Genomic DNA, 23,652 nt, shown 5'->3' on the forward strand with positions numbered 1-23,652 from the left:
TGACGAATCTGGTGAATCTGGTAATAGCTGAACACGACAATCACTCAATCAAGGCTGCGACGCTGAACACCGTCGCTGCAGCACAGAAGATTGGCGGCGACGTGCACGTGCTGGTCGCGGGCCACAACGCCCAGGCCGCGGCGGACGCAGCCGCGAAGATCGCAGGCGTGGCGAAGGTGCTGCTCGCCGATGCGCCGCAACTCGAACAGGGTCTCGCAGAGAACGTCGAAGCGACGGTTATTGCGATCGCCAAGAACTACTCGCACATCCTGGCTCCGGCTACCGCAGCGGGCAAGAACGTCACGCCGCGTATCGCCGCGAAGCTCGACGTTGCGCAGATTAGCGACATCACCGCAGTCGATGCGCCGGACACGTTCGAGCGTCCGATCTACGCGGGCAATGCGATCGCGACGGTGCAATCGGTCGATCCGGTCAAGGTCATCACGGTCCGCACGACCGCGTTTGACCCCGTTGCAGCCGAAGGCGGCAGCGCAGCGATCGAGAAGCTCGAAGCGGCAGCAGACAGTGGCCTGACGCAGTTCGTCGGCCGTGAAGTCACGAAGCTCGACCGTCCGGAACTCACGAGCGCGAAGATCATCGTCTCGGGTGGCCGGGGCCTGGGCAGTGGCGAGAACTACACGAAGGTTCTGGAACCGCTCGCCGACAAGCTCAACGCCGCGCTCGGCGCCTCGCGCGCAGCAGTCGATGCGGGCTACGTTCCGAACGACTACCAGGTCGGTCAGACCGGCAAGATCGTCGCGCCGCAACTGTATGTGGCAGTCGGCATCTCGGGCGCGATCCAGCATCTGGCCGGCATGAAGGACTCGAAAGTCATCGTCGCGATCAACAAGGACGAAGAGGCACCGATTTTCAGCGTGGCCGATTATGGCCTTGTCGGCGATCTCTTCGCCGCCGTGCCGGAACTCGTCAGCGAGATTTCAAGCGCCGTCTGACTGGATCTTTATACCGTGCTCGGCGCGCTGATCGAAAGCCTCGGCATGATCGTCATCACCGTACCGTTGCTGGCACCGGTGTTGAGCGGCTACGGCATCGATCCGGTCTGGTTTGGCGTCGTGGTCGTGATGTTCATCGAGATGGGGCAGATCACTCCGCCGATCGGCATCAATCTATTCGTTATCCAGAGCATTTCAAAAGGATCGATCACGGAAGTCGTGCAGGGCACGATTCCCTTTCACCTGATCATGTTCGTGTTGCTGGCGCTGCTGATGGTGTTCCCGCAAATCGCCCTCTGGCTCCCCACGCGCATGATCGGCTAATGGCATCAAGGAGGCGCATTCTTCAGCCCGATGACCGAACCGCTCTACCGGATCGATTCGCGGGCGACCTCCGTATTGAAATTCGGAGTGTCGGCTGGCGGCATGCCTGAGTATCCCCATGCCGGGTGAGTTTGCAGACCCGGTTGAACAAGCGCAGAACATGCGAACAAACGGAGCGAAGTTATGGAAACGTTGGTGAGGCTGGAGGGTACGCCTTTAAAAGAGGGCGTGGCGATCGAAGTGCACGCGCAGGTGGATGATTTCCTGCGCGGCGTACGGCCAATCGAAGAACTGGAGGCGCTTTGGCGAGCGTACCCCGTGCTCATCTTTCGCCGCCAGTCGGTGCTGGAGGAGGAGCTGGTCGGCTTCTCGTCGCTGCTCGGCGAGTGCGAGGTCGTGAGCCGCAAGGATATTCTTTCGCCATACTCCGATAAGGTCATCTACTTCAGTACGCTGCGGTACGCAGATGGCCGCAATCTGGGCGGCTTCGCTGGCGGCGAAGACGTGGACTGGCATTCTGACCAGACGTTCCGGCCGATGCCGTCTACTGGCGCGATTCTCTATGGCGTGGAGGTTCCGCGCGATGGCGGCGATATTTACTGGGCGGACCAGTATCGCGCGTGGTCACTGTTGCCTGAGGAAGTGCAGCGCAAGATCGACGGCCGGACCGGAACGTACCGTTACGGCAAGCGGCTTGCGATCATGAACGCGACCGAGTTGAAAGGGAAATTCGATGAGATGTCGCGTGTGCCGGACGTGCAGCATCGCGTGGTGCTCGAACATCCGCTCACGGGACGCAAGGCGCTTTACGCCGACCCAACCACGCTCGTCTCCATCGAGGGCCTGACCGAGGAAGAGAACGCACGCATCCTGCCGGTGCTCTTCGCCGCGGGCGGCGATGCTTCGGCGGTCTATCGCCATAAGGTGCTCTCTGGTGACCTCATGATGTGGGACAACGGCTGCACCATGCACCGCCGCGACGTGATGACGCTCGAACAGCCGCGCCTCATGAAGCGCACGACGTTCCGGCTGCCGGCGGCGAAGTACTGCGTGCCGCACTAGTCCGTAAGGCGCGCTTGTGCGCGCCTTACCCTAACCGCTGTTTTCCGCGTGATCGGCGTCGAAGGAACACATCAGGTCGTCGAGCCCGATGAGCGAACCGAGGCGGTTAGAGAGCAGTTCAATGGCGTCCCGGTTCCGGGAACCCACCCTCAACCAGGCGTGGCAGACCACACCGCGTGTCGTGATGCGCAACGACATGAGTGCGACGCCGGTTCGCCGCGCACAACCGGTCACGCGCTCAAGAGACGCGTAGGCATCCTCACTGTTGCTCGTAAAAGTGACCTGTAACTGATGACGGAAGCAGTCGTTGTCGAACATGGCGATTCTTGTTTGACGAAGCGTTTGCTTGAAGTGTATCTGTCCATGCCGACGCTGCTGCCTGCGTGCGGATCCTGAAGTTCACATTGCAACATTCTGCCGCGCGCGTATGACGGGGCAGCCGGAACGAAATCTAGCAACATGCTTGAGTCCGTTGCGCACTGTTTGCCCAAATCTTCCAAAATTCAAGAGTGATCCTCGCAGCGCCTCGTCCGATCTAATGGATCAAAGCTTGGAGACCGTGGCGAAGTTGCTAAAAAGATTGGCGTGAACCGCCCAACGTTGTACATCTGGAGACATTGGTTGCTCGGTCCGGTCGAGTGCGCAGATCGATGATCGATGTCTGCGTGAGCTCTCGCGCGTACTGAATGCCGGAAGCGTCAGTCGCGTGGTGGACTGGCCGGCTTGATTCGACGCTGATCATTTTACATAATATAATTTATCGCATTTTTGATTGTTAGGGCTTTTTTGAAATGTCCGGTTCTGGCTATTTACAGATGTCGCGTTTTAGACCGCTGGCATGCTGGTCGGCTCGTGCGAACTGCGGAGCCGGCCATGCGACCAGGCGAACTGGTGACACTGACGATGCGAGAGCTTGACCGACTCAAGGTGATCCAGGCGGTAGCCGAGACGGGTTTGAAGCCCGGGCGAGCCGCTGAACGGCTGGGCCTGAGCGTGCGCCAGATTGAACGGCTGGTGAGCCGGTATCGCGAGCACGGACCAGCCGGCGTGGCTTCGGGGCGACGCGGACGGCCAGGCAACCGGAAGCTCGACGAAGGCCTGGCGTTACGGGCGCTGACGATCATCCGTGAGCGCTACACGGATTTTGGGCCCACGCTGGCCGCCGAGAAGCTCTGGGAATGCCATGGCATCCAGCTGGCGAAGGAAACGGTGAGGAAGCTGATGACGGACGCAGGACTCTGGATTCCACGCGCGCAGCGCCCGCCGAAGGTCTACCAGCCACGCTCGCGTCGCGCGTGCCTGGGCGAGCTCATCCAGATCGACGGCAGTGACCACCGCTGGTTCGAGGAACGCGCGCCGGCCTGCACGCTGCTGGTGTACGTCGATGACGCGACGAGCCGCCTGATGCACCTGCACTTCACGGTCACGGAGTCGACGTTCAGCTACTTCGAGGCCACGCGCGCGTATCTGGAGCGGCATGGCAAGCCGGTGGCGCTCTACAGCGACCGCGCCAGCGTGTTCCGCAGCCCGACTGCCGGCAAGACCGGGCGCAGCGTGACGCAGTTCGGACGCGCGATGTACGGGCTGAACATCGAGACGATCTGTGCGAACTCGAGCCCTGCCAAGGGTCGCGTGGAACGTGCACACCTGACGCTGCAGGACCGGCTCGTCAAGGAACTGCGGCTGCGTGGCATCAGCACGCTCGCCGAAGCCAATGCCTGGGCGCCCTCCTTCATGGCGGCCTACAACGCACGCTTTGCGAAGCCGCCCAGGAGTGCGTTCGACGCGCACCGGCCGTTGCGCGCTGACGAGAATCTTGATCTGTTGATGACGTGGCGCGAGACGCGGCGCGTGACGAAGTCGCTCACGGTGCAGTACGACCGGGTGATGTACCTGCTCGACGATACGCCCCGGAACCGCAGGCTCGTGCATCGCTACATCGAGGTCTGGGAGTACCCGGACGGGCGCATCGAGATTCGCGCCGAGGGTCGCGTGCTGCCGTACCGCGAGTATGACCGGCTCACCGAGGTGGACCAGGGCGCGGTGATCGAGCACAAGCGTCTGGCGCACGCGCTGGAGGTCGCGCAGGCGCTGCAGGCGCAGCGTGATGGCCGGCGGGCTTCGGGCTCGCCTTCGCGCACCCACCGCGGCGTCGAGGCACGCCAGGCTGAACGGGTGCCGGGCACGAAGAAGACACGCGAGTTCACGCAGGCGGACATGGAGGCCGCCATTGTGAAACTCGCGCAGCGCAAATCTGCAGCAGTTCAGTCAGCCAAACCTGGCCCGCGGTCAGCCAGGGCCCGTTGAACAAGCGTAAGCGCCCTGCTGCTTCAAGCTCTGATCTTCAGCAATGCACGCGAACCGAACCATGAAAGAGATACGACATCTGTAAATGGCTGGCAGTACGACATCTGTAATGGAATGAACGCGTCCCACCCCGTGAATGAGTCAGAGAACATTGGACCCTCGCGGGCCAACGGCATCGGAGACTCCAAATTGGAAGATCATGGAGGTGTCTCCATCGGCAAACCTTAGGGGCGGCCACCATGAATCGTACAGCGGTAGGTGTGGATATTGCGAAGCACGTCTTCCAGGTGCACTTTGTCGATCAGGCAACTGGAGAAATCGTGAACAAACCGATCAAGCGCGCGAAGTTCCTCGAGTTCTTCATAAACCGTCCACCCTGCCTAATCGGAATGGAAGCATGTGGAGGTGCACATCACTGGGCGAGACAACTGATGAAGATGGGGCATCAAGTCAGACTCATGGCGGGCGAATACGTAAAAGCATTCAACATCGGAAACAAGAAAGATGCTGCCGACGCTCGCGCGATATGGCTGGCAGTCCAGCAGCCAGGTAAGCCAGTGGCAGTGAAGACGGAAATACAACAGGCGATGCTTGCGCTACACCGGATGCGTGAGCAACTCGTGAAGTTTCGCACAATGCAAATCAACAGCCTACGCGGGCTGCTGACGGAGTACGGCGAAGTGATGGGCAAGGGGCGCTCCGCTCTCAATACGACCATACCGGAAGTGCTCGGGCGCGTTGCCGAGCGACTGCCAGCCGTGGTAGTCGATACGTTGCGTGAGCAATGGAGCGGGCTCACGAAGCTCGATGAACAGATTGCCAGTATTGAGCGTCGGATGCGCGAGTGGAAAAAGGAGGATCAGACTGTGAGAGCCATCAGCGAGATCCCTGGTGTCGGGTTGCTGACGGCAACGGCAGCCGTCGCGATGATTGGCAACGCGGCGACGTTTAAGTCTGGACGCGAATTTGCAGCGTGGGCTGGACTAGTGCCTAAGCAGACTGGATCTGGCGGCAGAGTCAACCTGCACGGCATATCGAAACGCGGAGACATATATCTGCGCAAGCTACTGATCCACGGTGCGCGAAGCGTCTTGACGCACGCAAAAGAGCCGGGACCCTGGGTTGAACAGATGAAGAAGCGACGCCCGCCAAATGTGGTGATCGTGGCGTTAGCGAACAAGATGGCGCGAACGATCTGGGCGGTGCTCGCCCATGAACAACCGTATCAGAAGAATTACGTGAGCGCAAAGCCGGTCTGACCGACGAATGCAACGTAGAAGTTCACGTTTGACACAAAAACAAGCGTCGAAAGCTTGCGTTGGCAAGCGGATGTAGTGACAAGACAGGTAGGACCGGGACTCGCTAAACCTGGATGGCCAGTAGAGCTTCGAGCTCGTATCTGTAATGAGGCGCGAGTCAGCGGATTTCATAGGGGCCCGCAGCGGACGTATTGGCTGCAATAAGGCCGGATACATAGCTGCAACCCATCCTGTCGATGTTGGAACACCGAGAGCTTGCGCAATGGGACGCGTTCATACATATCTGGCCATGACATTGATTGGGGTCTGGTGTTAGAATTTGAATCCTCACACCACGACGAACCGGGTTGCGGCTCGCACGGTGCCAACCGGATAATCAAGCCTTGATGGCACCGATCGGCGGCGCGACGCCTGCAATGCATGACAGATGATCTGAAAAACCTCGCCAGAAGTGAGGACTACCGCCGCTGGCTGTCCGAGCTGAAGCGGCGCGTCGAGCGCGCTCGCCAGCGTGCGGCCGCCAGTGCGAACCGCGAGCTGATCACCCTGTACTGGCAGATCGGCAGCGATATCCTCCAGCGGCAGCAGCAACAGGGATGGGGAACCGCCGTCGTGGATCAGCTGACGCGTGACCTGAAGTCCGCATTCCCGGATATGCGAGGGTTCTCGCCGCGCAACCTGAAATACATGCGCGCCTTTGCCCAGGCATGGCCGGATCCGGAAGTTGTGCAGCAGCCTGCTGCACAATTGCCGTGGTTCCACCTTTGCACCTTGCTCGACAAGGTCAAAGATACCGCGCATCGCGACTGGTATGCCGCCAAGGCGCTCGAACACGGCTGGTCGCGCAGCGTGCTGACCATGCAGATCGAGACGGCCGCGCACGCGCGCGCCGGCAATGCGGTCACCAACTTTGCGGAACGCCTGCCCCCCCCCCCGCAATCCGATCTCGCGCGCGACGCGCTCAAGGATCCCTATATCTTCGACTTCCTTCTGACCGAGAATGCCCAGGAGCGAGACATCGAGCGCGCGCTCACGCAGCACATCACGCGCTTCCTCCTTGAACTGGGTGCCGGGTTCGCGTTCGTGGGTCGCCAGTACCGGCTGGAAGTCGGCGGTGACGAGTTTTTCGTCGATCTGCTTTTCTAGCATCTCAAGCTGCGTTGCTATGTCGTCGTCGAACTGAAAACGACGCCGTTCAAGCCCGAATATGCGGGGCAGCTGAATTTCTACCTCTCCGCGATCGATGCGCAGGTCAAGGCGGCCGAGGACCAGCCGACCATCGGCCTGTTGCTGTGCAAGGAAAAGAACCGGCTCGTGGCGGAGTATGCGCTGCGTGGCGTGGCGTGGCCAAGCCAATGGGTGTCGCCGAGTATCAACTGATGCGCGAGGTGCCATCCTCGCTGGAGACTGGACTGCCGACCATCGATCAGATCGAGGCCGAACTGCGTCCCGACCTGCCGGACGGCACCGTATAAACATCGTTGGGCAACCGCCCTGCCGCTTTCACCCGCAGACGCTAGCGTCGGAGACTGAAAAGCCGCAGCAGCTCGTCGCGCAATCCGGAGATATCGAGGACATGCTGTGCGCGGGTCACGGCCACGTAGAGCAGCCGCAGCTCGTCGTCGTCCGGCATCGGGTTGCCCTCAGCACCCCGCAGGCGGAAATCGTCGGCCACCCTGACGCGCTTCCATTCAAGACCCTTCGCGCGGTGCACGGTCGAGATCACATAGTCGGCGGCGCCTTCCGCCGCCGAGCGCTGTGCCAGGGCCCGCAGATAGCCTGTACCCAGCTCGTCGACGATGCGCACCACCGGCAGCAGGTCCTGGCCAAACGCACTGCGCGCGAACGCCTGCGCCTCGCTCCAGTTCTCGAACAGCGAAAGCGCCGCCGGGCGGAAAGCCCGCTGGCCGGCCAGCAACCGGTCCGCGCCATCAGCGTAAGCGAGAATCTCGGCCGGACTCATCCGGATTGCCGGTCGATGTCCCGCTTCGAGTCCCGCCGCGAACTGCCAGATCGCCGTGACGTTCTTCCGGCACAGGATCGCGTCGACCGGCGGCGCCAGCTCGGGATCTTCCACCATGAGCGAGCCGATCGCTTCCTGTCCCCGGATGGGCGTGCGTTCGCCCAGCAGCGTGAGCAGACGGCTCGCGAGCACCGCGAACGTGTCGCCAAAGCGGAACGACTCCGTGAGCGCACATTCGGGCGCGTCGATCTGCGCCATCGCGTTGACCGCGCCGCGCCACTCGTAGATCTGCTGGTAAGGGTCGCCCACGTAGATGATCTGCGCGTGGCGCTGCCGGCCAAGGACCGAAAGCATCACACCGTCGCTGTCCTGGGCCTCGTCGAAGAGGATGAAATCGGCTTCGACGCGCGGCTCGGAGAGCGCCCAGAGTTTAAGGAGCACGTCTGGCGAAATGGGCGTTCCTGTGTGGGCTGCCGTGCCCTCTTCCCAGAGCCGCCCCACGTAAGGCAGCAGGTAGGCGCGCAGTTGCGCGGCCACCTCGCCGTCGATCTTTTCGTCGACGACGATATGCTGCGTTGCCGGCTGGATATCCGCCGACCGGCAGAACCGGTCGAGCCCGTCGGCGATCATCCGTCCGATCTCGAACGGAGCAATCTCGACGGCCTTTCCCGTCACCGTGCGCACTTCCAGCGGACCCAGTCCGTAGCGTGCAGCCAGTTCATGCGGTGGCTCGCCCTGAAGACTCATCCGGCTTCGCAGCAACGGACTGACGCAGGCCCATGCCAGCGAATGCATCGTCCGCGAGACGACGTGCGGCGGAAAGCGCCGGACTGCGCTCGCGGCGATTTCCCGATTGAAGGCGAGGTACATACCGCGCCGCAGGCCGAACTGCTCTGCCACGAGCTGAAGTGTCGAAGTCTTGCCTGCGCTGGCAAATGCCTTGACCTTCAGGTCGCCGGCGCAAAGCGCCGCGTCGATCACGGCCTGCTGCTCTGCAGTAGGAATCAAGCTTCTCTTCACGCGATACCCGGCCTCATGTGCGATCGCCCCTGGCGATGTGGATCTGCCGATTCTCGCATAGCCCACAGCCGATCGAACAGACGGGCCCCCGGGGCATCATCAGCACAGTCGAGCATTTGAGCACCGGAAACAGCACACCTGGCGTTGCGGAAGGCAGCAGCGCCCGTCACGTGTCAACAGGGTCAAGCCCGTTTTCGGCGCACCATCGATCTGAAACCAGCGTTGTTTCAGATCAGAAACATAGGAATGCATATTAAAAAATTGTTTATGTTAATAATGTTGATTTGCGTTGGGAAGACATACGCAATGTACCGCGTTTGTCACAACCGGAGGCTCATCACCACTCGCATATGGAGACGTGAGGCGCGCGACCCAGAGTGTGTCGACGGGCTTCGGCAGGCGAGGCGCTGCCATTTTGGGGAGCGTGATGGCTTGGTACGGGCAAGCATCGTTCCCGCAACCGAGTCCACGATGCGGTTATAGTGGCATGCACTTCAAGCCTTAGGATCGTTACCTATGTTCTCTGCGGCAATCTTCGACATGGACGGGTTATTGATCGATTCCGAGCGAACGATCATGAACACGTGGATCGCTGTCGGACGCGAATTGGGGGTGCATATCCGCCCTGAAGACTATGTCGAAATCATCGGAAGGTCGCTGCAAGAGTGTCACGCGATGCTGGCCACGATGTTCGGAACAGAGCCGGTCTTTCGGGAAGCGCTTACGCGAGCCCGACAGCGACTGCAGTCCCCAACGACACCACCGCGGTATCCATTGAAGCCCGGCGTACATGCCCTGCTGGCCACGTTGAGCAAGGCTGGAGTCTCGTGCGCGGTAGCGTCGTCATCGAGCGGAGAAGAGATTCGAACTCGACTTGCACGGGTCGGCGTGCTCGACTTCTTTGAGGCGATTGCCGGAGGGGACGAAGTCTCCCGTGGTAAGCCGGATCCGGCGGTCTATGAGCTTGCCGTTTCTCGTCTGCGGAAATCGCCGAGCGATTGTCTGGCGTTCGAGGACAGTGAGAACGGTGTGCTTGCGGCACACCGAGCGGGAATACGAGTCGTGACGGTGCCTGACCTGAAGCAGCCGTCGGTCGAGGTCATTGGGATCAGCTTGACGATGCTTGAGAGCCTGGATCAGGCGATCGAGCGCGTTTCTGCGTGGTTCGGGAAAGACCACCCTGCGTGAGTGCTTCCCCGGCTCACACGCTTTGGCGCGAGCCCCACTTTGACGATCGGCCATGACGGCCTGTGGTCGGCCATGCCCGGGTGCTCAGGAGTCCGCCCCGCCAGCGTGCCCGTACATGATGACCGTGATGAAACGGATCGGCAGCTTGATCAGACGCTCTGGTCCGTGGGGTACCGATCCGCGAAACGTGAATGCATCGCCCGGTTGCAGCAGGTAGCTGCGATTGCCGTGCCGATACTCCATCTTGCCTTGCAGCATGTAGATAAACTCGGTGCCGGGATGCTCGAAAGTCGGGAAGATCTCGGACTCGTCGTCCATCGATATGAGGAACGGCTCGAACAGCTTGGCGGGCCCTTGATCGTAGGCCAATAGACGGTAGGTGTGCCCCCTGGTCGTCCCGCGCCGAACCACTTCCATGCCCGTGCCGGCCTTCACGTGTTGCGCGTTGCCTTCCTGGCCTTCGAAATTTCGAAACAGCGTTGACATCGAGATGCCGAGCGCGCGCGCGATACTCACCATCGATTCGAGGCTGGTGGACACCTGTCCGTTCTCGATCTTTGAGACCATGCTGCGCGACAGCCCGCTCTGCTCCGCCAGCTCGGCGATCGTGAGCCCCTGATTCGTGCGATTTTCGCGCACGACCTTGCCGATGAAGTGCTCGATCGACATCGAGTGATCGTGCACTCCGTGTGCGGCCCCCGGCGCGTCTGTGTCATTGCGCTTCGTCATCTGCCTGTCCCCGTTGATTTGCCGTGCCTGCCGCACGGCCCGCGCCCGACGCTTGTCCCGCCGCCAGAGCGCTGTCGAGCATGTCCAGTGCTTGCGGGAATTCGTCGTGCGCAAGCACCCAACCGACTTGCGCCGTGGCACAGAACTCATGCCCATCGATACGCACCGGACGGCCTACGATGTCGCGCAATCCTTCCGCGACGATTTCGAAGGCGGCCGTGCTGTCGTCCCGCACCAGCGCCGCGACCTGCTCGGCGCTCTCGCACCAGGCTAGCGCTGTCGCCGTAAAGTCGGTGAGCATGATCGCAAAATCCTGTTTGTCGAGCAATGTCGCGCAGTTCAAGTCGCTCTGGATGGCCTGCAAGCGCCGCCCCAACTCGACAAGCACACGGTCGGCGTACTCCGCGCCGAAACGCACGGTCACTCTCTCGAAGTCGGTCACGCGAACCGCGAAGACCGTGCACGGCTGCCCGTTACGCCGCGCAAACGCGACTGCAAAGCTCAACCGGTCCATGAACATCGCTGAATTTGTCAGCCCCGTCGAGCGGTCGAACACGAGCCGGCGCCGTGCGCTCTCCTCGGCCATCTGCCGCCGAGTCACCTCGATGATGAAGCCTTCCAGGCCCAGCAGTTCACCGCGTGCGGAGAAGATCCCACGCCCCTGGTCCCACACCCATTTGGCCTGGCCGGCGCGGTCGACGATACGGTAGGTCACCTCATACGGTTCGCCGACGGACACGCGTGACTGGATTTCATTCCAGACGAACTCGCGGTCCTCGGGATGGATGAGCGAGACGAATCCCATCACGGCTTCGTCGAGCAATTCGTTCGGTTCGTAGCCGGTCAGCTCGAAGCAGCCCTCGCTCACAAACTCCATCGACCAAAGGCGGTTGTTCTGCCCGCGATAGATCATCGCGCGCACGTTCGCGAGCAGCATGCGCAGGCTGCGGCGGCTCGCGTGCAATGCCTCCTCGTTGCGGCGGCTATTCGAGACGTCGAGCGCGAGCCCCACCGCGCCGATCAACTGGCCCTCTTCGTCTGCCACGCCGCGGCAGCGCAATTCGACATGGAACATCGTCTCGTCGGCGCGGATCATGCGCACGACCGTGATCAGCTCGCTCAAACTACCGTCGAGTAGCGTCGTGAGGCGCGTCGTGAGCATCGCCCGATCCTCGGGATGCACGAAGCCGGCGAGCGGGGGAAAATCGCCTCCCCCGCCGACGACGCGCAGCATGCTGCGCCATGCAGGGTTCACGAAGATCAGATTCTGCTCACGATCGATGCGGAACAGCGCCTGCGGCAAGTGAGCGACGAGATCCTGGCAGTGCTGCTGGATCTGCGCTTCGCTACGTTGTGCGTCGGCGCTCGCATACGGCGCCTGAAACTGCAGCAGCGTCAAGCGCGAGCCCCTGCCCCGCAGCACCGTCACGGGTTGGCGCCTGGACGTGCCGTCACCGTATGCAAGGCGCAGGGATCCGGAGGTGCGCTCGCTCTCGTCGCCGGCCTGCGCCAACAGCTTCGTCAGATCCAGCTGCGACTGCGGATGCACGAGATTGCCGAACGGCATGCCGACGATCTCGTCGGCATGGTGCTCCCAGCGGGCATGCTTGAGAAACGCACCGTTGACGAATACGACCGCATCGTTGTCGAGCAGCACGGCCGGCGTCGAAAGATTTTCGGCGAACGAGGTCAGCTCGGGCGCCGCCGAAGTGCGCATGCCACGCCGCACCGCCCGCTTCGCACCGAACGCAAAGGCAAGCGCGAGCAGTCCGCTTGCCAGTGCAAGCGCAAAGGCAATGGCGATATACAACAGCACGTCGACGCCCTGACCCGGACCGAGCCTCGGCAGCACCAACCCCACTACAACCACCAGCAACGTGGTGGAAAACAGATAAACTGTCATCATGCGTTGGCCTCGCGATTCCGCAATCCGGGCGTGGTGGTCAGAGCCCGCCCCCCGCCCTCTTCGCTACTTGTCTCGAGATGAATGCCGCCGACCGTGCCTGGCTGCGTCGCTATCCGCTTTATGCGAAAACCTGCATCGTGCTCGCGTGCCTCGTCGCGCTGATCGCCGTGCTGTTCGTTTGCACGCGCGTGCAGTTGGACAACAAGGGTACCTACGAGCAGGCGGCCGTCACGCTCGCCGATGCGGCGCGGCTGCGCCGCATCGCTACGAGCATCGCAGCCGCGGCACCCGATGCCGCCGCCAGACTCAACGCCCAGGCCGCAGAGCTCGTACACAACGATACGTTGTTGGCCCACTGGCGGCAACATGGCGCGCCCACGCCGGACATCGCCGCTCAACTGGTCGCGCTCGAAAACGCACATGCTGCGTCCGGGGAGCTCGATGCGCTAAGGGCCGAGATCGTGCGCCAGAGCGACGCGCTGGAAGCCGTCATCACGCTGCTCGAGGCCTGCATTGCGGCGCTGCTGTTCGCCGGCATCTTCTCGCTTGCATGGGGCGCGCGGCGCGCACTTGTCGTGCATCCGGCGCTGCCCCTGCATATGCTGGCAGAGGCCGAGCACACCGTGCCCGCCGGACGCGACGAGATCGATCGCCTGATCCTGGTGATCAACGGTCTCGTGGCTCGGCTGCGTAGCGAGCAGGACGAATCGGCACGCCTCAAGCGCATTGTCGAAGACCATATCGCATTTGCCGACCAGTCGCTCGACCTGCTGCATTATATCTGCGCGCAACTCGCGGAAGACGTGCCGACCGGCGGCACGCTCGAAGCGCTGCTGCAGCGCTTGCTCGGCATCCTGCGCGTGCAACGCATTGCGCTCGTGCTCTCCGAAACCTCGGCGCAATTGTTGGGCGTCGACCCCATCCTGGCGCCTGGCGGCCATGCGCCGCACATCGTGCGCGACCACGTCGTGAACGAGCTGATGTCGCTCTCCGGGGTGCGCTCGCTGCCCGACAGCGAGACGGGCTGCCTGTTGACGGTGCTTGCGGTGCCGGTGCGCGTGCCCTCGGGCACGTACGGCGTGCTGATCGGCGAAGCCAGGTCCGACGCGCGCTACGAGCAGCGCCACCTGCATCTGCTGGAGACAACCGCAAGCGTGCTCGCGCACGCCATCTCCAACCTGAGCCGCGACGTGCGCGACCGGCGCATGACGCTGCTCGAAGAGCGCAACGCCATTGCGCGCGAGCTCCACGATTCGCTCGCGCAATCGCTCTCGTACATGAAGATCCAGCTCGCGCGGCTGCAAGCGGTGCTGCCCGAAGAGCTCTCCCAGAGCGACGCCGGCCAGATCGCGAAGGCCATCCGCGAAGGCATCGACAGCGCCTATCGCCAGCTGCGCGAGCTGCTCACCACGTTCCGCACGTCGGTGCACGCGCGCGGCCTCGCCGCGACGCTCGAGGAGGTTGCCGAAGAGCTGTCCTCGCGCAGCGAAGTGCAGATCTCGGTCGACAACCGCATCCGCCGCGTGCGGCTCACCGTCAACGAGGAGCTGCACATCGGTCAGATCGTGCGCGAGGCGCTCACCAATGTCGTACGTCACGCGCGCGCATCCAGCGCGCTCGTGACGCTCTCGTCGAATGAGCGCGAGGTGACCGTCACGATCGCGGACGATGGCCGCGGCATCGCCACCGAAACCGGCGGTGAGCATCACTACGGGCTCTCGATCATGCGCGAGCGCTCACGCAGTCTCGGCGGCCGGCTCGAGATCCGCTCGAACGAGCCCGGCTCGTGCATCGTGCTCACGTTCGTGCCGGCCTCCTTCGCGCAACAGGCGCGCATCGGATTGGGAAGCTCCATGCGGTAAGTCAGCGCGCGAGCGCGGGCGCAAGATTGCCTGTGACTGGCACGCTGAGCACTGCGGTGCCCTGCACTACCTTCTGCAGGTTCAGGCACAGCTCTTCAGGTTCCATGTCCTTGAGCAGATAGCCGTGCGCGCCGGCACGCAGCGCGGCCACGACGTCGCGCTCGTTATCGGAGACCGTCAGCATGACGAAGCGCGCCTCGACGCCCTGATCGCGCATCAGGGAAATGGTTTCCACCCCGCTCATTTCCGGCATGTTGAGGTCAACCAGAACCACATCGGGCTCGAGTTCGAGCGCCATCGCCACGCCGTCGCGACCCGACCCCGCCTCGCCCACGACGCGAAAGGCCGGATTCATCTCGATGAGCTGCGCCACGCCTGCCCGGACCAGGGCATGATCATCGACGAGAAGTACGGTGGTGACAGACTCCATGCCCCTTTCCTTATGCAAAACGGCGTCAGGCCTAACGATGCCAGTATGGCGCGCCGGCGGCGAGCGGCAATCCGCAAGAGGAGGTTCTCCTTTGGAGGTAGCGGGCTGAGTGGGGAACAGAAATAAAAAAGGCTCACGTAATACCTCACGTGAGCCGGGTAAAAGCGGCAACGCCGCCACTAGAGATAAGTGTGCTCGATCTCAGGCAACTCGCCGGGCACTTCGGCGTCGGCTTGCACGCCCATGAATGCCGCGAGCCGGCGCGAAAAGTGATCGCGCACGAGCAGGCGCCTGCCGCAACCCGCGCAGGGCACCAGGTTGGCCGTCACACCCTCGTTCATCGCGCGGCAGTGGATGCAGTAAACGCGCCGGTGCAGGCTCCCGCTGTGCACCACCCGCACGGCCTCCGGTGCGATGCCCACACGCGCGGCGACCTGCTGCACCGACCAGATGAATGGCTCAGTGCCAAGCGCATAGACGCGCAGACCCACGTGGGCGTGGCGCAGCGCAACGGCCAGCGCGCCGAGCAATTCGTCATCGCCGTCGAAGTGGTGCGCCACGGCGTTCGCCAGCGCGCAGGCGGCGCCGGCGCCCGCGTGCGCCATGTCCTCGTCGACTGACCAGATTTCAAGCGGCGACACATTGCTCAATGCGCTGAACGCGCTGGAGCGGGCCGCCTCGGTCGCGCCAGAGGTCACAAGCCAGTGCTGCGTGCCGCGCGGGTCGGCTTCGAGCGGCGCATACACCGGGCGGCTCTTGTTAAGCGAGGTCATCATCGGGGGCGCCCTCCGTCTCGACAGTCGTCAATAAATTGCAAGGCTGTGGGTCACCACGACCACGGCAACGCCGGCTGCGATCGTCAAATAAGGCAGTATCCCGGCGCGCTTCACAACCTTTCCATCCCCCACTAGTTCCATGTCTTCCTTCATCGTGTCGGGGAAATGTCCCTTGTCGGTGATGTAGTGGCGAAACAGGAAGACGGGCAGGATCAGGGCGGCGAAGCACAGCCCCGAGACCAGCGTCCCCTGGCCCCATGTGTCCGCGCCCATGCCCATGAGCGCGAGATTGACGAAGGAGAACAGCGTGCCGAGCACGATCAGCCAGTTGGGCGCACGGAAGGGGCGGTGCCAGTTGCCGCGGTCGAGGCGGTGAATCCACGCGGAATTCAGGTTCAGGAAGTTGAAGATGATGTAGCCGACGTTGGACATCGCGAGCACGAACACATAGTCCGACATCATCAGCAGGATCAGGTTGAAGCACAGGTCGGTCCACATCGCGCGAGTGGGCGCGCCGTGCTCGTTGACGTGCGAGAGATACTTCGGCAGCCACCCGTCCGCCGAGGCCTGATACAGCGTGCGAGACGAACCCGCCATCGAGGTCATGATCGCGAGCACCAGCGCGAGCACCAGCATCACGACGAGCACGCGCTCGACCAGCAGACCGCCGCCGATCATCGGCGCCATCGCCTTGGCCACGCCCATGCCGCTGTAGATGTCCGGCGAGAGCATGCCGCTATAGAGCGCGGGCGTCACCACGTTGCCGGCGGCGTCCTTCACCTCGGGCGTAACGAGGTGGCCGAGGCCGAGCACGCCCTGGAACGAGAGCGGCACCACCGTGAAAACGAAGATGCAGAGGAGGCCTGAGTACAGGATCGCCTTGAACGTGTCGGCCTTCGGGTCGCGAAACTCACGCGTGTAGCATACGGCAGTCTCGAAGCCGTAGGTGGACCAGGCGGCAACGAACAAGCCGCCCGCCATCAGCGTGATGCCTGCACGCCCCCAGGTGCCGTCGATGATCTGCCCTGCACTGTCCTTCGCGAATGGCACGAGCGGAAACAGGTTGTGCAGGGGCACATCGCCCGTGAAGAGCGGCACCGTGCCGACGAGAATCAGCGGAATCAGCGCGGCCACGCCGAGGATAGTCTGGATGCGCGCCGCGTTCATGATGCCGCGGTGCTGGATCGCGAACGTGATCAGCAGTATCGCCGCGCCCAGTATGAATGTCGCGTTGATCCGCAGGCTCAGGCCGCTGCGCAGCCAGTCGAGGCTCACGAGCGTGATCTGCCAGGTATTGATGGCGGAGTCGGCGGGAAAGAGAATCGAGAGCACATATCCCGCCGCGAGCCCGGAGCCGATCGCGAGCACGGGTGACCACGCGAACCAGTTGCACCACACGGACAGCGGCGCGAACAGCTTCGAGTAGCGCACCCAGGCGATTGCGCCGTACACCGACGCGCCGCCTGACTTGTGCGGGAAGAGCCCGGCGATCTCCGCGTACGAGAACGACTGGACGAAGCCGAGGCCGATCGAGATGATCCACACGGCCCACGACAGTTTGCCCACGGTCGCGGCAATCGAGCCGATCGAGAACAGCACGAGCGCCGGCACGCCGCTTGCCACCCAGAACGCGCCTGTCCAGCTGATCTTGCGCTGTAAGGACCCTTCCACTTCAACGACAAGGTCTTCGCGAATCGCATTCATATCGGTTTTCCTTACTCTGGTGAGGGACCGCTGTGGGTGGCGGCCTGGATACGGAATGTGGGGTGCGTCCGCAACTGTACGTCGCGCTCAGCGCGCGGCGCGGTTACGGGATAGGGCTCAAGTGCTGGCAAAACTCGGTTTCGGGTGAACATGGCTGGCTGGTGCGTCTGCGCCCCGCGCCTCGCCGCGCTGCGGGGTCAAGCGTTCGACTTCCGGCTGCGTGCCGATGGTGGTCGGCGCCCCGTCGTCGAATTGCGAAAGCCATTGCGTAGCCATCTCGCGATAACGGACGAGCCCCTTGTACTCGGCAAGCTCGGGCGGCAGCGTGCCCAACACGCGGTGCAGCCGCTTGCCCCATTTCGGCACGCGGGCCAGCTCGCCAAGGCCAATCAGGTAGCAGCGCACGCAGAACAGGATGGCGTTGCTGCGCGGCAGCCTGAAAAGCGTCTGTAACTCCACGCGCAGATGCAACTTGCCGGCAACGTTCTCCGGCGTGATGCTCGCGCGGTCGGGACCCCACTCGGGATATTGCTCGGGAGAGGTGTCGAGACGCGGATTGACCGTCATCGTCCAATTCAGGCGCCGTACCGGCGAACCTGATTGGAGGCGCAACAAGAATTTCAGCGCACGCTCGAATATGCCGGCCTGATGAGCGAGCGGCACCGGACCGTGCCATTCCATAAAGCTCATGCCGAGGTCGAAGTCGAGCGACCAGTCGGCCTGAGTCGTCACGGTGCCCCCGTCCATGAACAGATTGTCCTCGCGATGATCGAGCAGGCAGAAGTCGCCCTGCGCCTGGCGCGTGATGTACTCGAACGGCGGGCACGGCAACGTGGCCGCATCGCCGAACACGAAGTTCTGCGTGAGCCCGAGCGGGCGGTTCGTCCACGTCCAGCGCGTACCGTCGCGCTCGAGCTGGAAATGCTCCGGGTAGTCGCGCGCAAGGCTCTCCATGATCAGTTCCAGCGTGTCCCACTGGGCCGCGTCCATGTGCTCGAGCACCTGGCAGCGCAGCGGATCGCGCTCGAGCGTAAGCGCGCGGTCGCGGCACTCGGCAACGTAATGCTCGTCCACGTCGAATGCCGCCCGGTAGACCGTTCCGGCATCACCGGGCACATGCGGCTCGATGTTCACCGAATACATGTAGCGGTCTTCCGGAAACGGAAACGGATAACGCAGAATCGCTTCGTCGCTGTTGCGAAACGTGTAGGCGTCGCGAAACGACTCGTCGGGCTTGAAGGCTATGGACATGGCGTTGGGCTTCCTCGTATTCGTCAGATGTTCAGCACGAGACGCTCGCTGCGTGCGCGGGACACGCAAGGCAGCACGCTGCAATTCGTCGCCCGCTCGGCGGCGCTCTGGAAAAAGTCGCGATGTTCGGGCTCGCCTTCCAGCACCTCCAGCGCACAGGTCCCGCACGCACCGCCGCGGCACATGTAGGGCGCGTCGATGCCGGCCGCTTCGAGCGCTTCGAGCAGGCTCTGGTCGCCGCCCACCGCCACCTCGCAGCCGCTCTTCGCGAGCACCGCCACGAACGGTTCGCCGTGCGAGGCCCCGCCGAAGCTCTCCTGATGAAAATGACTGTCGGGCCAGCCCAGCGAGCGTGCGAGTTGTGCGAGGCCATCCATCAAACCGGCGGGGCCGCAGGTGTAGAGATGCGTGCCGGGGGGCTGCGCGGAGAGCAGCGCACCAAAACGCGTTTCGGAGTCCTGCACGTCGGTGTAGATGGCAACACCGCCAACGATGCGATCGGAGATCAACGCGCCGAGCGCCTCGGCATCCTCGGGGCGGCAGCACAGATGCACTTCCACGTGGGCGCCGCTCGCCGCAAGCTCGGGCAACATCGATAGAAACGGCGTGATGCCGATCCCGCCCGCGACGATCACATGCTTGCCCGCGCGCCGTGCGAGCGGAAAGAAGTTCGACGGCATCGAGATTTCGAGCCGGCTGCCCTCTTGCACCTGCGTGTGCATGAAGGCCGAACCGCCGCGCGAGGCAGGCACGCGGCGCACCATGATCTGATACGCGTCGCGTACGCCCGCCGGCTTCGTCAACGAGTAAGCGTTGCGCCAGGTGCGCGCGTCGCCGCGCATGGTCACCACGACATGACTGCCGGCGGAATACGCCGGCAGTTGCCCGCCCTCTGCCGGCACAAGCGTAAAGCGCCGGATATCGGCCGTGATGTCCTCCACCCGCTCGACACGTACTGGAATCGCCTTCGGTCCTTTCATGGCCATTGATCCTCAAGTCAGATGAACGCGCGCCCAGTCGATGCTCAGGGAAGACCCTGAACCGGACACACGCATGCATGGCAGCGAATCTGTACGAGAAGAATCGGCGAGCAAAAAAGGGAGATCAATGATTCATAGGGGGTAGCCCCTGCGCTACGCCCGCGAGGGTGCATTCAGACTCCATTCACGACGTCGAATGACCGCCGGATGGCCGTACAACAGGCGTGCGGCACATGTCTGCGCGGATACACCGCCACGCGATGCAACGTTTTGTGAGGCATTCGAAAGACTCCCGCGACGGCACGAAGTAGTGTGCCTACCCACTCGGAGGTAGCGCCTCCGGGCGATTGTGACGCCGATTTTAACGACCGAGACTGATTGCCATCCAGCGGCCCTCGTTCCGGCCAATCGGCTCAGATGCGTCGGCCTTTATTCATGTAAGTCACGCAAGGCTCTCAACCTCGGGAAAACGCTATGACCAGGCAATCAATTTTGAATATCCGCCATCGCGAGCTGGGCTCGAAGCTGGACGGCGATATGTGGAACGACATGCCGCTGCCCTGGTACTACAACAGCGACCCGAACGACGAGGTGGTCGCCGTGCGCTCGACGGCGGGCCTTTACGATATCAGCGCGCTGAACATCCTTCGCGTGAGCGGCCCGGACGCCTGCGCCGTGATCGACAGCATCTGCGCAATCGACGTCACGAAGATGAAGCCCGGCACGGCGCGCCTTGCCGCCGAAGTCGACGAACGCGCCGTGATCTGCGACGACCTGATGGTGATCTACGACGCGCCGAATCAATACCGCATCTCGCACGGCGGCGGCTCGACACAGTCTCATCTGCGCCGCGCGGCGGAGGGCCGCGATGTCGAATGGCACCAGGACTTCGACGTACACATGCTGTCGCTGCAAGGTCCACGCGCCGCGGCCATCCTGCAGCCGCACATCGGCATCGATCTCGCGAAGCTGCCGTATTTCGCACACGTCGAGACCCAGCTGTTCGACCGCAAGATCATCATCTCGCGCGGCGGCTATTCCGGCGAGCAGGGCTTCGAAGTCTCGTGCAGCGCCAGCGACGCCATCGCGCTGTGGGACGCCATTCTCGAAGCGGGCAAGCCGCTCGGCATCGTGCCGGCTTCGTGGACCTCGCTCGAGCTTGCGCGCATCGAAGCCGCGCTGCTCTTCTATCCGTTCGACATGCCCGAACGCGACGTCACGCCGTGGGAAGTGAACCTCGACTGGATGATCGACGTCGACAAACCCGGTGACTACATCGGCAAGGCGGCCCTTCTCAACGCACGCGGCAAGGAGCGCTTCAAGCAGGCGGGCGTGCTCGTGAAGCACGACGGCGCGGTCGCGGCGGGCTCGAAGATCTTTATCGGAAAGGAGCAGGTGGGTGTCGTTACGAGCGCGACGTTTAGCCGATATCTGATGCAGTCGCTCGCGATGGTCCATCTAAAGCCTACGCATACGGCGCTCGGCACCAAGGTAGAGATTCACGACGCCTCGGGCACCTTTAGCGGCACCGTCACTCGCACGCCATTCTATGACCCGCAACGCGTGCGCACGCGTGTCGCGGCCTGAGTATCGACCACGTAGCCACGAACTAAGCATCACGTAGCCAGAATACACAACAGGAGATATGTCCCCATGTCCCGCGATCCCCGCTATGACGTGTTGTTCGAGCCCATCCAGATCGGTCCGAAAACGTTGCGCAACCGCTTCTATCAAGTCCCGCACTGCATCGGCGCGGGCAGCAACCTGCCCGGCTTCCAGGCCGCGCACCGCTCGATGAAGGCCGAAGGCGGCTGGGCGGCGATGAACACCGAGTACTGCTCGATCCACCCGGAGTCGGACGACACGCACCGCCTCTCCGCCCGCATCTGGGACGAGGGCGACGTGCGCAATCTGCGGGCGATGACCGAGGAAGTGCACAAGTACGGCGCGCTCGCCGGCATCGAAATGTGGTACGGCGGCTCGCACGCGCCCTGCATGGAAAGCCGCGCCACGCCGCGCGGTCCCAGCCAGTTTGCTTCGGAGTTCGAAACGCTTACGTACTGCAAGGAAATGGACCTCGACGATATTCGCGACGTCCAGCAGTACTACGTCGAAGCGGCCCTGCGCGCACGCGACGCCGGTTTCGATATCGTCTACGTGTACGGCGCACACTCGTATCTGCCGCTGCAGTTCCTTTCGCCCTACTACAACAAGCGCACGGACGGCTACGGCGGCTCGCTCGAAAACCGCGCACGCTTCTGGCTTGAAACACTCGAGAAAGTCCGCAATGCAGTGGGCAAGGACTGCGCCATCGCCACGCGCTTCGCCGTGGACACGCTCTACGGCAGCGGCGGCGTCGAAGTCGAGAACGACGGCATGAAGTTCGTCGAAATGGCTGATCCGCTCGTCGACCTGTGGGACGTGGACGTGGGCGACATCGCCGAGTGGGGCGAGGACGCGGGCCCCTCGCGCTTCTATCTGCAGGGCCACCAGGTGCCCTGGACGAAGTTCATCAAGCAGGTCTCGAAGAAGCCGGTGCTGGGCGTGGGCCGCTTTACCGACCCGGAGAAGATGACCGAGATCGTCACGAAGGGCTATGCCGATATCATCGGCGCCGCCCGCCCCTCGATCGCCGATCCGTTCCTGCCGAAAAAGGTCGAGGAAGGCCGCATCGACGACATTCGCGTCTGTATCGGCTGCAACGTCTGTATTTCGCGCTGGGAAATCGGTGGGCCGCCGATGATCTGCACGCAGAACGCCACGGCCGGTGAAGAGTACCGCCGCGGCTGGCACCCGGAGAAGTTCGAAGAATGCAAGTCGGGCGACTCGGTGCTCGTGGTCGGCGCGGGCCCGTCGGGCTCGGAATGCGCACGCGTGCTGATGCAGCGCGGCTACACCGTCCACCTCGTCGATTCGGCGGAGAAGATCGGCGGCCATCTGAATAGCGTCGTCACGCTGCCGGGACTCGGCGAATGGGGCTATCACCGCGACTACCGCGAAACGCAGATCGCCAAGCTGCTCAAAAAGAACAAGCAGAGCCAACTGGCACTCGGCGTGAAGCCGCTAACCGCCGCCGACGTGCTCGACTACGGCGCTGAAAAAGTTGTGATCGCAACCGGTTCGCATTGGGTGGGCGACGGCACCAACTGCCTTACGCACGATCCGATCCCCGGTGCCGATGCCTCGCAACCTGACCAGTTGACGCCGGAGCAGGTGCTTGCGGGCAAGAAGCCGATCGGCAAGCGCGTCGTGATCCTCAATGCGGACACCTACTTCATGGCGCCAAGCCTCGCGGAGAAGCTCGCGGCGGCCGGCCACGAAGTGACGATCGTAAGCGGCGTGCATCTGGCGAACTACATGCACTTCACGCTCGAGTATCCGAACATGATGCGCCGCCTGCACGAGTTGCACGTGACGGAGATGGGCGATCACTTCGCGAGCCGCATCGAGAAGGGCCGCATCGAGATCTACAACATCTGGGGCGACGGTTCGCGCCGGACCTACAAGGGCCCGGGCCAGTTGCCGCGCGACGCGAACAAGACACACCGCTGGCTCGAGTTCGACTCGCTCGTGCTCGTGACCGGCCGCCGCTCGAATGACACGCTCTACCGCGAAGTGAAGGCAAAGCAGGATCAATGGGAAAGCAAGGGTATCAAGGCGGTGTATCTGATCGGCGACGCCGAAGCACCGCGTCTGATCGCCGACGCGACCTTCACGGGCCACCGTCTCGCGCGCGAGATCGAGGAGGCCAACGCGCAGTTCCCGTTGCCGTACAAGCGGGAAGTGGCCGTATGGGGCACGCCGCACCTGCCCGAAGGCACCTACCAGATCCACTACAAGAAGTAGAAGAGCACGGAGTCCGGCTCCGGCACCGTGGCAACACGGTGCGCGGTTTCGTCAGGCGCGCTCGACCGCCTGGCACGGGCGCGCTTTGCCTG

18 protein-coding genes and 1 pseudogene are annotated in these 23,652 nt (G+C 63.0%); 10 read left to right on the forward strand and 9 right to left on the reverse strand.

Annotation, left to right across the window (positions count from 1 at the left end; translation table 11 throughout):
• Nucleotides 1-8 precede the first annotated feature (8 nt).
• The 3 genes from JMY28_RS20085 (at nucleotide 9) to JMY28_RS20095 (ending at nucleotide 2,339) form a co-directional block, all read left to right on the forward strand.
• Entirely contained in the window at nucleotides 9-953 is a 945-nt protein-coding gene (locus JMY28_RS20085; protein WP_201697774.1) for an electron transfer flavoprotein subunit alpha/FixB family protein, read from the forward strand.
• Between the two features lie 15 nt (nucleotides 954-968).
• Nucleotides 969-1,277, forward strand: coding sequence for a TRAP transporter large permease subunit (locus JMY28_RS20090; protein WP_201697657.1), 309 nt, complete (start codon nucleotides 969-971; stop codon nucleotides 1,275-1,277).
• 183 nt (nucleotides 1,278-1,460) lie between these two features.
• The gene (locus JMY28_RS20095) at nucleotides 1,461-2,339 is read left to right on the forward strand and encodes a TauD/TfdA dioxygenase family protein (RefSeq protein WP_201697658.1); all 879 of its coding nucleotides are present in this window, start codon (nucleotides 1,461-1,463) and stop codon (nucleotides 2,337-2,339) included.
• Nucleotides 2,340-2,369: 30 nt separating this feature from the next.
• Here JMY28_RS20095 and JMY28_RS20100 read toward each other — a convergent pair whose 3' ends face one another.
• Complete coding sequence (locus JMY28_RS20100; protein ID WP_201697659.1) at nucleotides 2,370-2,657, reverse strand: hypothetical protein; 288 nt, start codon at nucleotides 2,655-2,657, stop codon at nucleotides 2,370-2,372.
• A 555-nt stretch (nucleotides 2,658-3,212) separates the two neighbouring features.
• Here JMY28_RS20100 and JMY28_RS20105 point away from each other — a divergent pair.
• The 3 genes and pseudogenes from JMY28_RS20105 (at nucleotide 3,213) to JMY28_RS20115 (ending at nucleotide 7,380) form a co-directional block, all read left to right on the forward strand.
• Nucleotides 3,213-4,646, forward strand: a complete 1,434-nt coding sequence (locus JMY28_RS20105) for an ISNCY family transposase (protein ID WP_201697660.1) — start codon at nucleotides 3,213-3,215, stop codon at nucleotides 4,644-4,646.
• Between the two features lie 239 nt (nucleotides 4,647-4,885).
• Nucleotides 4,886-5,905 carry an IS110 family RNA-guided transposase gene (locus JMY28_RS20110; RefSeq protein WP_201697661.1) on the forward strand — a complete coding sequence of 340 codons (1,020 nt, stop codon included), beginning with the start codon at nucleotides 4,886-4,888 and terminating at the stop codon, nucleotides 5,903-5,905.
• A gap of 420 nt (nucleotides 5,906-6,325) precedes the next feature.
• Nucleotides 6,326-7,380, forward strand: a pseudogene (locus JMY28_RS20115) (PDDEXK nuclease domain-containing protein).
• A 41-nt stretch (nucleotides 7,381-7,421) separates the two neighbouring features.
• Here the strand turns inward: JMY28_RS20115 and JMY28_RS20120 are convergent.
• Nucleotides 7,422-8,876: an ATP-binding domain-containing protein gene (locus JMY28_RS20120; protein ID WP_407945520.1), complete on the reverse strand. Its 1,455-nt coding sequence runs from the start codon at nucleotides 8,874-8,876 to the stop codon at nucleotides 7,422-7,424.
• A gap of 528 nt (nucleotides 8,877-9,404) precedes the next feature.
• Between JMY28_RS20120 and JMY28_RS20125 the strand changes: the two genes are divergently transcribed.
• Nucleotides 9,405-10,076 carry an HAD family hydrolase gene (locus tag JMY28_RS20125; RefSeq protein ID WP_201697663.1) on the forward strand — a complete coding sequence of 224 codons (672 nt, stop codon included), beginning with the start codon at nucleotides 9,405-9,407 and terminating at the stop codon, nucleotides 10,074-10,076.
• 84 nt (nucleotides 10,077-10,160) lie between these two features.
• Here JMY28_RS20125 and JMY28_RS20130 read toward each other — a convergent pair whose 3' ends face one another.
• Both JMY28_RS20130 and JMY28_RS20135 read right to left on the reverse strand, forming a co-directional pair.
• Nucleotides 10,161-10,745 carry a helix-turn-helix domain-containing protein gene (locus JMY28_RS20130; RefSeq protein ID WP_236596964.1) on the reverse strand — a complete coding sequence of 195 codons (585 nt, stop codon included), beginning with the start codon at nucleotides 10,743-10,745 and terminating at the stop codon, nucleotides 10,161-10,163.
• A 43-nt stretch (nucleotides 10,746-10,788) separates the two neighbouring features.
• Nucleotides 10,789-12,711 (reverse strand): PAS domain-containing protein, encoded by a 1,923-nt coding sequence (locus JMY28_RS20135; RefSeq protein WP_236596949.1) that lies wholly within the window; start codon nucleotides 12,709-12,711, stop codon nucleotides 10,789-10,791.
• Between the two features lie 77 nt (nucleotides 12,712-12,788).
• Here JMY28_RS20135 and JMY28_RS20140 point away from each other — a divergent pair, with 77 nt between their 5' ends.
• Entirely contained in the window at nucleotides 12,789-14,573 is a 1,785-nt protein-coding gene (locus JMY28_RS20140; RefSeq protein WP_201697665.1) for a histidine kinase, read from the forward strand.
• 1 nt (nucleotide 14,574) lies between these two features.
• Here JMY28_RS20140 and JMY28_RS20145 read toward each other — a convergent pair whose 3' ends face one another.
• The 5 genes from JMY28_RS20145 to JMY28_RS20165 form a co-directional block, all read right to left on the reverse strand.
• On the reverse strand, nucleotides 14,575-15,003 hold the full coding sequence (locus JMY28_RS20145; RefSeq protein ID WP_201697666.1) for a response regulator: 429 nt from the start codon (nucleotides 15,001-15,003) through the stop codon (nucleotides 14,575-14,577).
• A gap of 179 nt (nucleotides 15,004-15,182) precedes the next feature.
• Nucleotides 15,183-15,779: a dimethylamine monooxygenase subunit DmmA family protein gene (locus tag JMY28_RS20150; RefSeq protein ID WP_236596950.1), complete on the reverse strand. Its 597-nt coding sequence runs from the start codon at nucleotides 15,777-15,779 to the stop codon at nucleotides 15,183-15,185.
• 27 nt (nucleotides 15,780-15,806) lie between these two features.
• Entirely contained in the window at nucleotides 15,807-17,483 is a 1,677-nt protein-coding gene (locus tag JMY28_RS20155; RefSeq protein WP_201697667.1) for an APC family permease, read from the reverse strand.
• Nucleotides 17,484-17,600: 117 nt separating this feature from the next.
• Entirely contained in the window at nucleotides 17,601-18,734 is a 1,134-nt protein-coding gene (locus JMY28_RS20160; protein WP_201697668.1) for a heme-dependent oxidative N-demethylase family protein, read from the reverse strand.
• 23 nt (nucleotides 18,735-18,757) lie between these two features.
• The gene (locus JMY28_RS20165; protein ID WP_201697669.1) at nucleotides 18,758-19,714 is read right to left on the reverse strand and encodes a PDR/VanB family oxidoreductase; all 957 of its coding nucleotides are present in this window, start codon (nucleotides 19,712-19,714) and stop codon (nucleotides 18,758-18,760) included.
• Nucleotides 19,715-20,188: 474 nt separating this feature from the next.
• Between JMY28_RS20165 and JMY28_RS20170 the strand changes: the two genes are divergently transcribed.
• Complete coding sequence (locus JMY28_RS20170) at nucleotides 20,189-21,301, forward strand: aminomethyltransferase family protein (protein ID WP_201697670.1); 1,113 nt, start codon at nucleotides 20,189-20,191, stop codon at nucleotides 21,299-21,301.
• A gap of 66 nt (nucleotides 21,302-21,367) precedes the next feature.
• Nucleotides 21,368-23,560 (forward strand): oxidoreductase, encoded by a 2,193-nt coding sequence (locus tag JMY28_RS20175; RefSeq protein WP_201697671.1) that lies wholly within the window; start codon nucleotides 21,368-21,370, stop codon nucleotides 23,558-23,560.
• The last annotated feature ends 92 nt before the right edge of the window (nucleotides 23,561-23,652 follow it).

It is taken from the genome of Paraburkholderia hiiakae (genome assembly GCF_904848665.1).
GTDB classification, from domain to species: Bacteria; Pseudomonadota; Gammaproteobacteria; order Burkholderiales; family Burkholderiaceae; genus Paraburkholderia; species Paraburkholderia hiiakae.

Excerpts from the sequence above, each read along its gene's own strand:
- JMY28_RS20140 (WP_201697665.1), top strand. The coding sequence starts at position 12,789 with ATGAATGCCGCCGACCGTGCCTGGCTGCGTCGCTATCCGCTTTATGCG.
- JMY28_RS20160 (WP_201697668.1), bottom strand. The coding sequence starts at position 18,734 with ATGTCCATAGCCTTCAAGCCCGACGAGTCGTTTCGCGACGCCTACACG.
- JMY28_RS20095 (WP_201697658.1), top strand. The coding sequence starts at position 1,461 with ATGGAAACGTTGGTGAGGCTGGAGGGTACGCCTTTAAAAGAGGGCGTG.
- JMY28_RS20175 (WP_201697671.1), top strand. The coding sequence starts at position 21,368 with ATGTCCCGCGATCCCCGCTATGACGTGTTGTTCGAGCCCATCCAGATC.
- JMY28_RS20100 (WP_201697659.1), bottom strand. The coding sequence starts at position 2,657 with ATGTTCGACAACGACTGCTTCCGTCATCAGTTACAGGTCACTTTTACG.
- JMY28_RS20135 (WP_236596949.1), bottom strand. The coding sequence starts at position 12,711 with ATGATGACAGTTTATCTGTTTTCCACCACGTTGCTGGTGGTTGTAGTG.
- JMY28_RS20125 (WP_201697663.1), top strand. The coding sequence starts at position 9,405 with ATGTTCTCTGCGGCAATCTTCGACATGGACGGGTTATTGATCGATTCC.
- JMY28_RS20145 (WP_201697666.1), bottom strand. The coding sequence starts at position 15,003 with ATGGAGTCTGTCACCACCGTACTTCTCGTCGATGATCATGCCCTGGTC.
- JMY28_RS20110 (WP_201697661.1), top strand. The coding sequence starts at position 4,886 with ATGAATCGTACAGCGGTAGGTGTGGATATTGCGAAGCACGTCTTCCAG.
- JMY28_RS20105 (WP_201697660.1), top strand. The coding sequence starts at position 3,213 with ATGCGACCAGGCGAACTGGTGACACTGACGATGCGAGAGCTTGACCGA.
- JMY28_RS20155 (WP_201697667.1), bottom strand. The coding sequence starts at position 17,483 with ATGAATGCGATTCGCGAAGACCTTGTCGTTGAAGTGGAAGGGTCCTTA.
- JMY28_RS20170 (WP_201697670.1), top strand. The coding sequence starts at position 20,189 with ATGACCAGGCAATCAATTTTGAATATCCGCCATCGCGAGCTGGGCTCG.
- JMY28_RS20165 (WP_201697669.1), bottom strand. The coding sequence starts at position 19,714 with ATGAAAGGACCGAAGGCGATTCCAGTACGTGTCGAGCGGGTGGAGGAC.
- JMY28_RS20130 (WP_236596964.1), bottom strand. The coding sequence starts at position 10,745 with ATGTCGATCGAGCACTTCATCGGCAAGGTCGTGCGCGAAAATCGCACG.
- JMY28_RS20150 (WP_236596950.1), bottom strand. The coding sequence starts at position 15,779 with ATGATGACCTCGCTTAACAAGAGCCGCCCGGTGTATGCGCCGCTCGAA.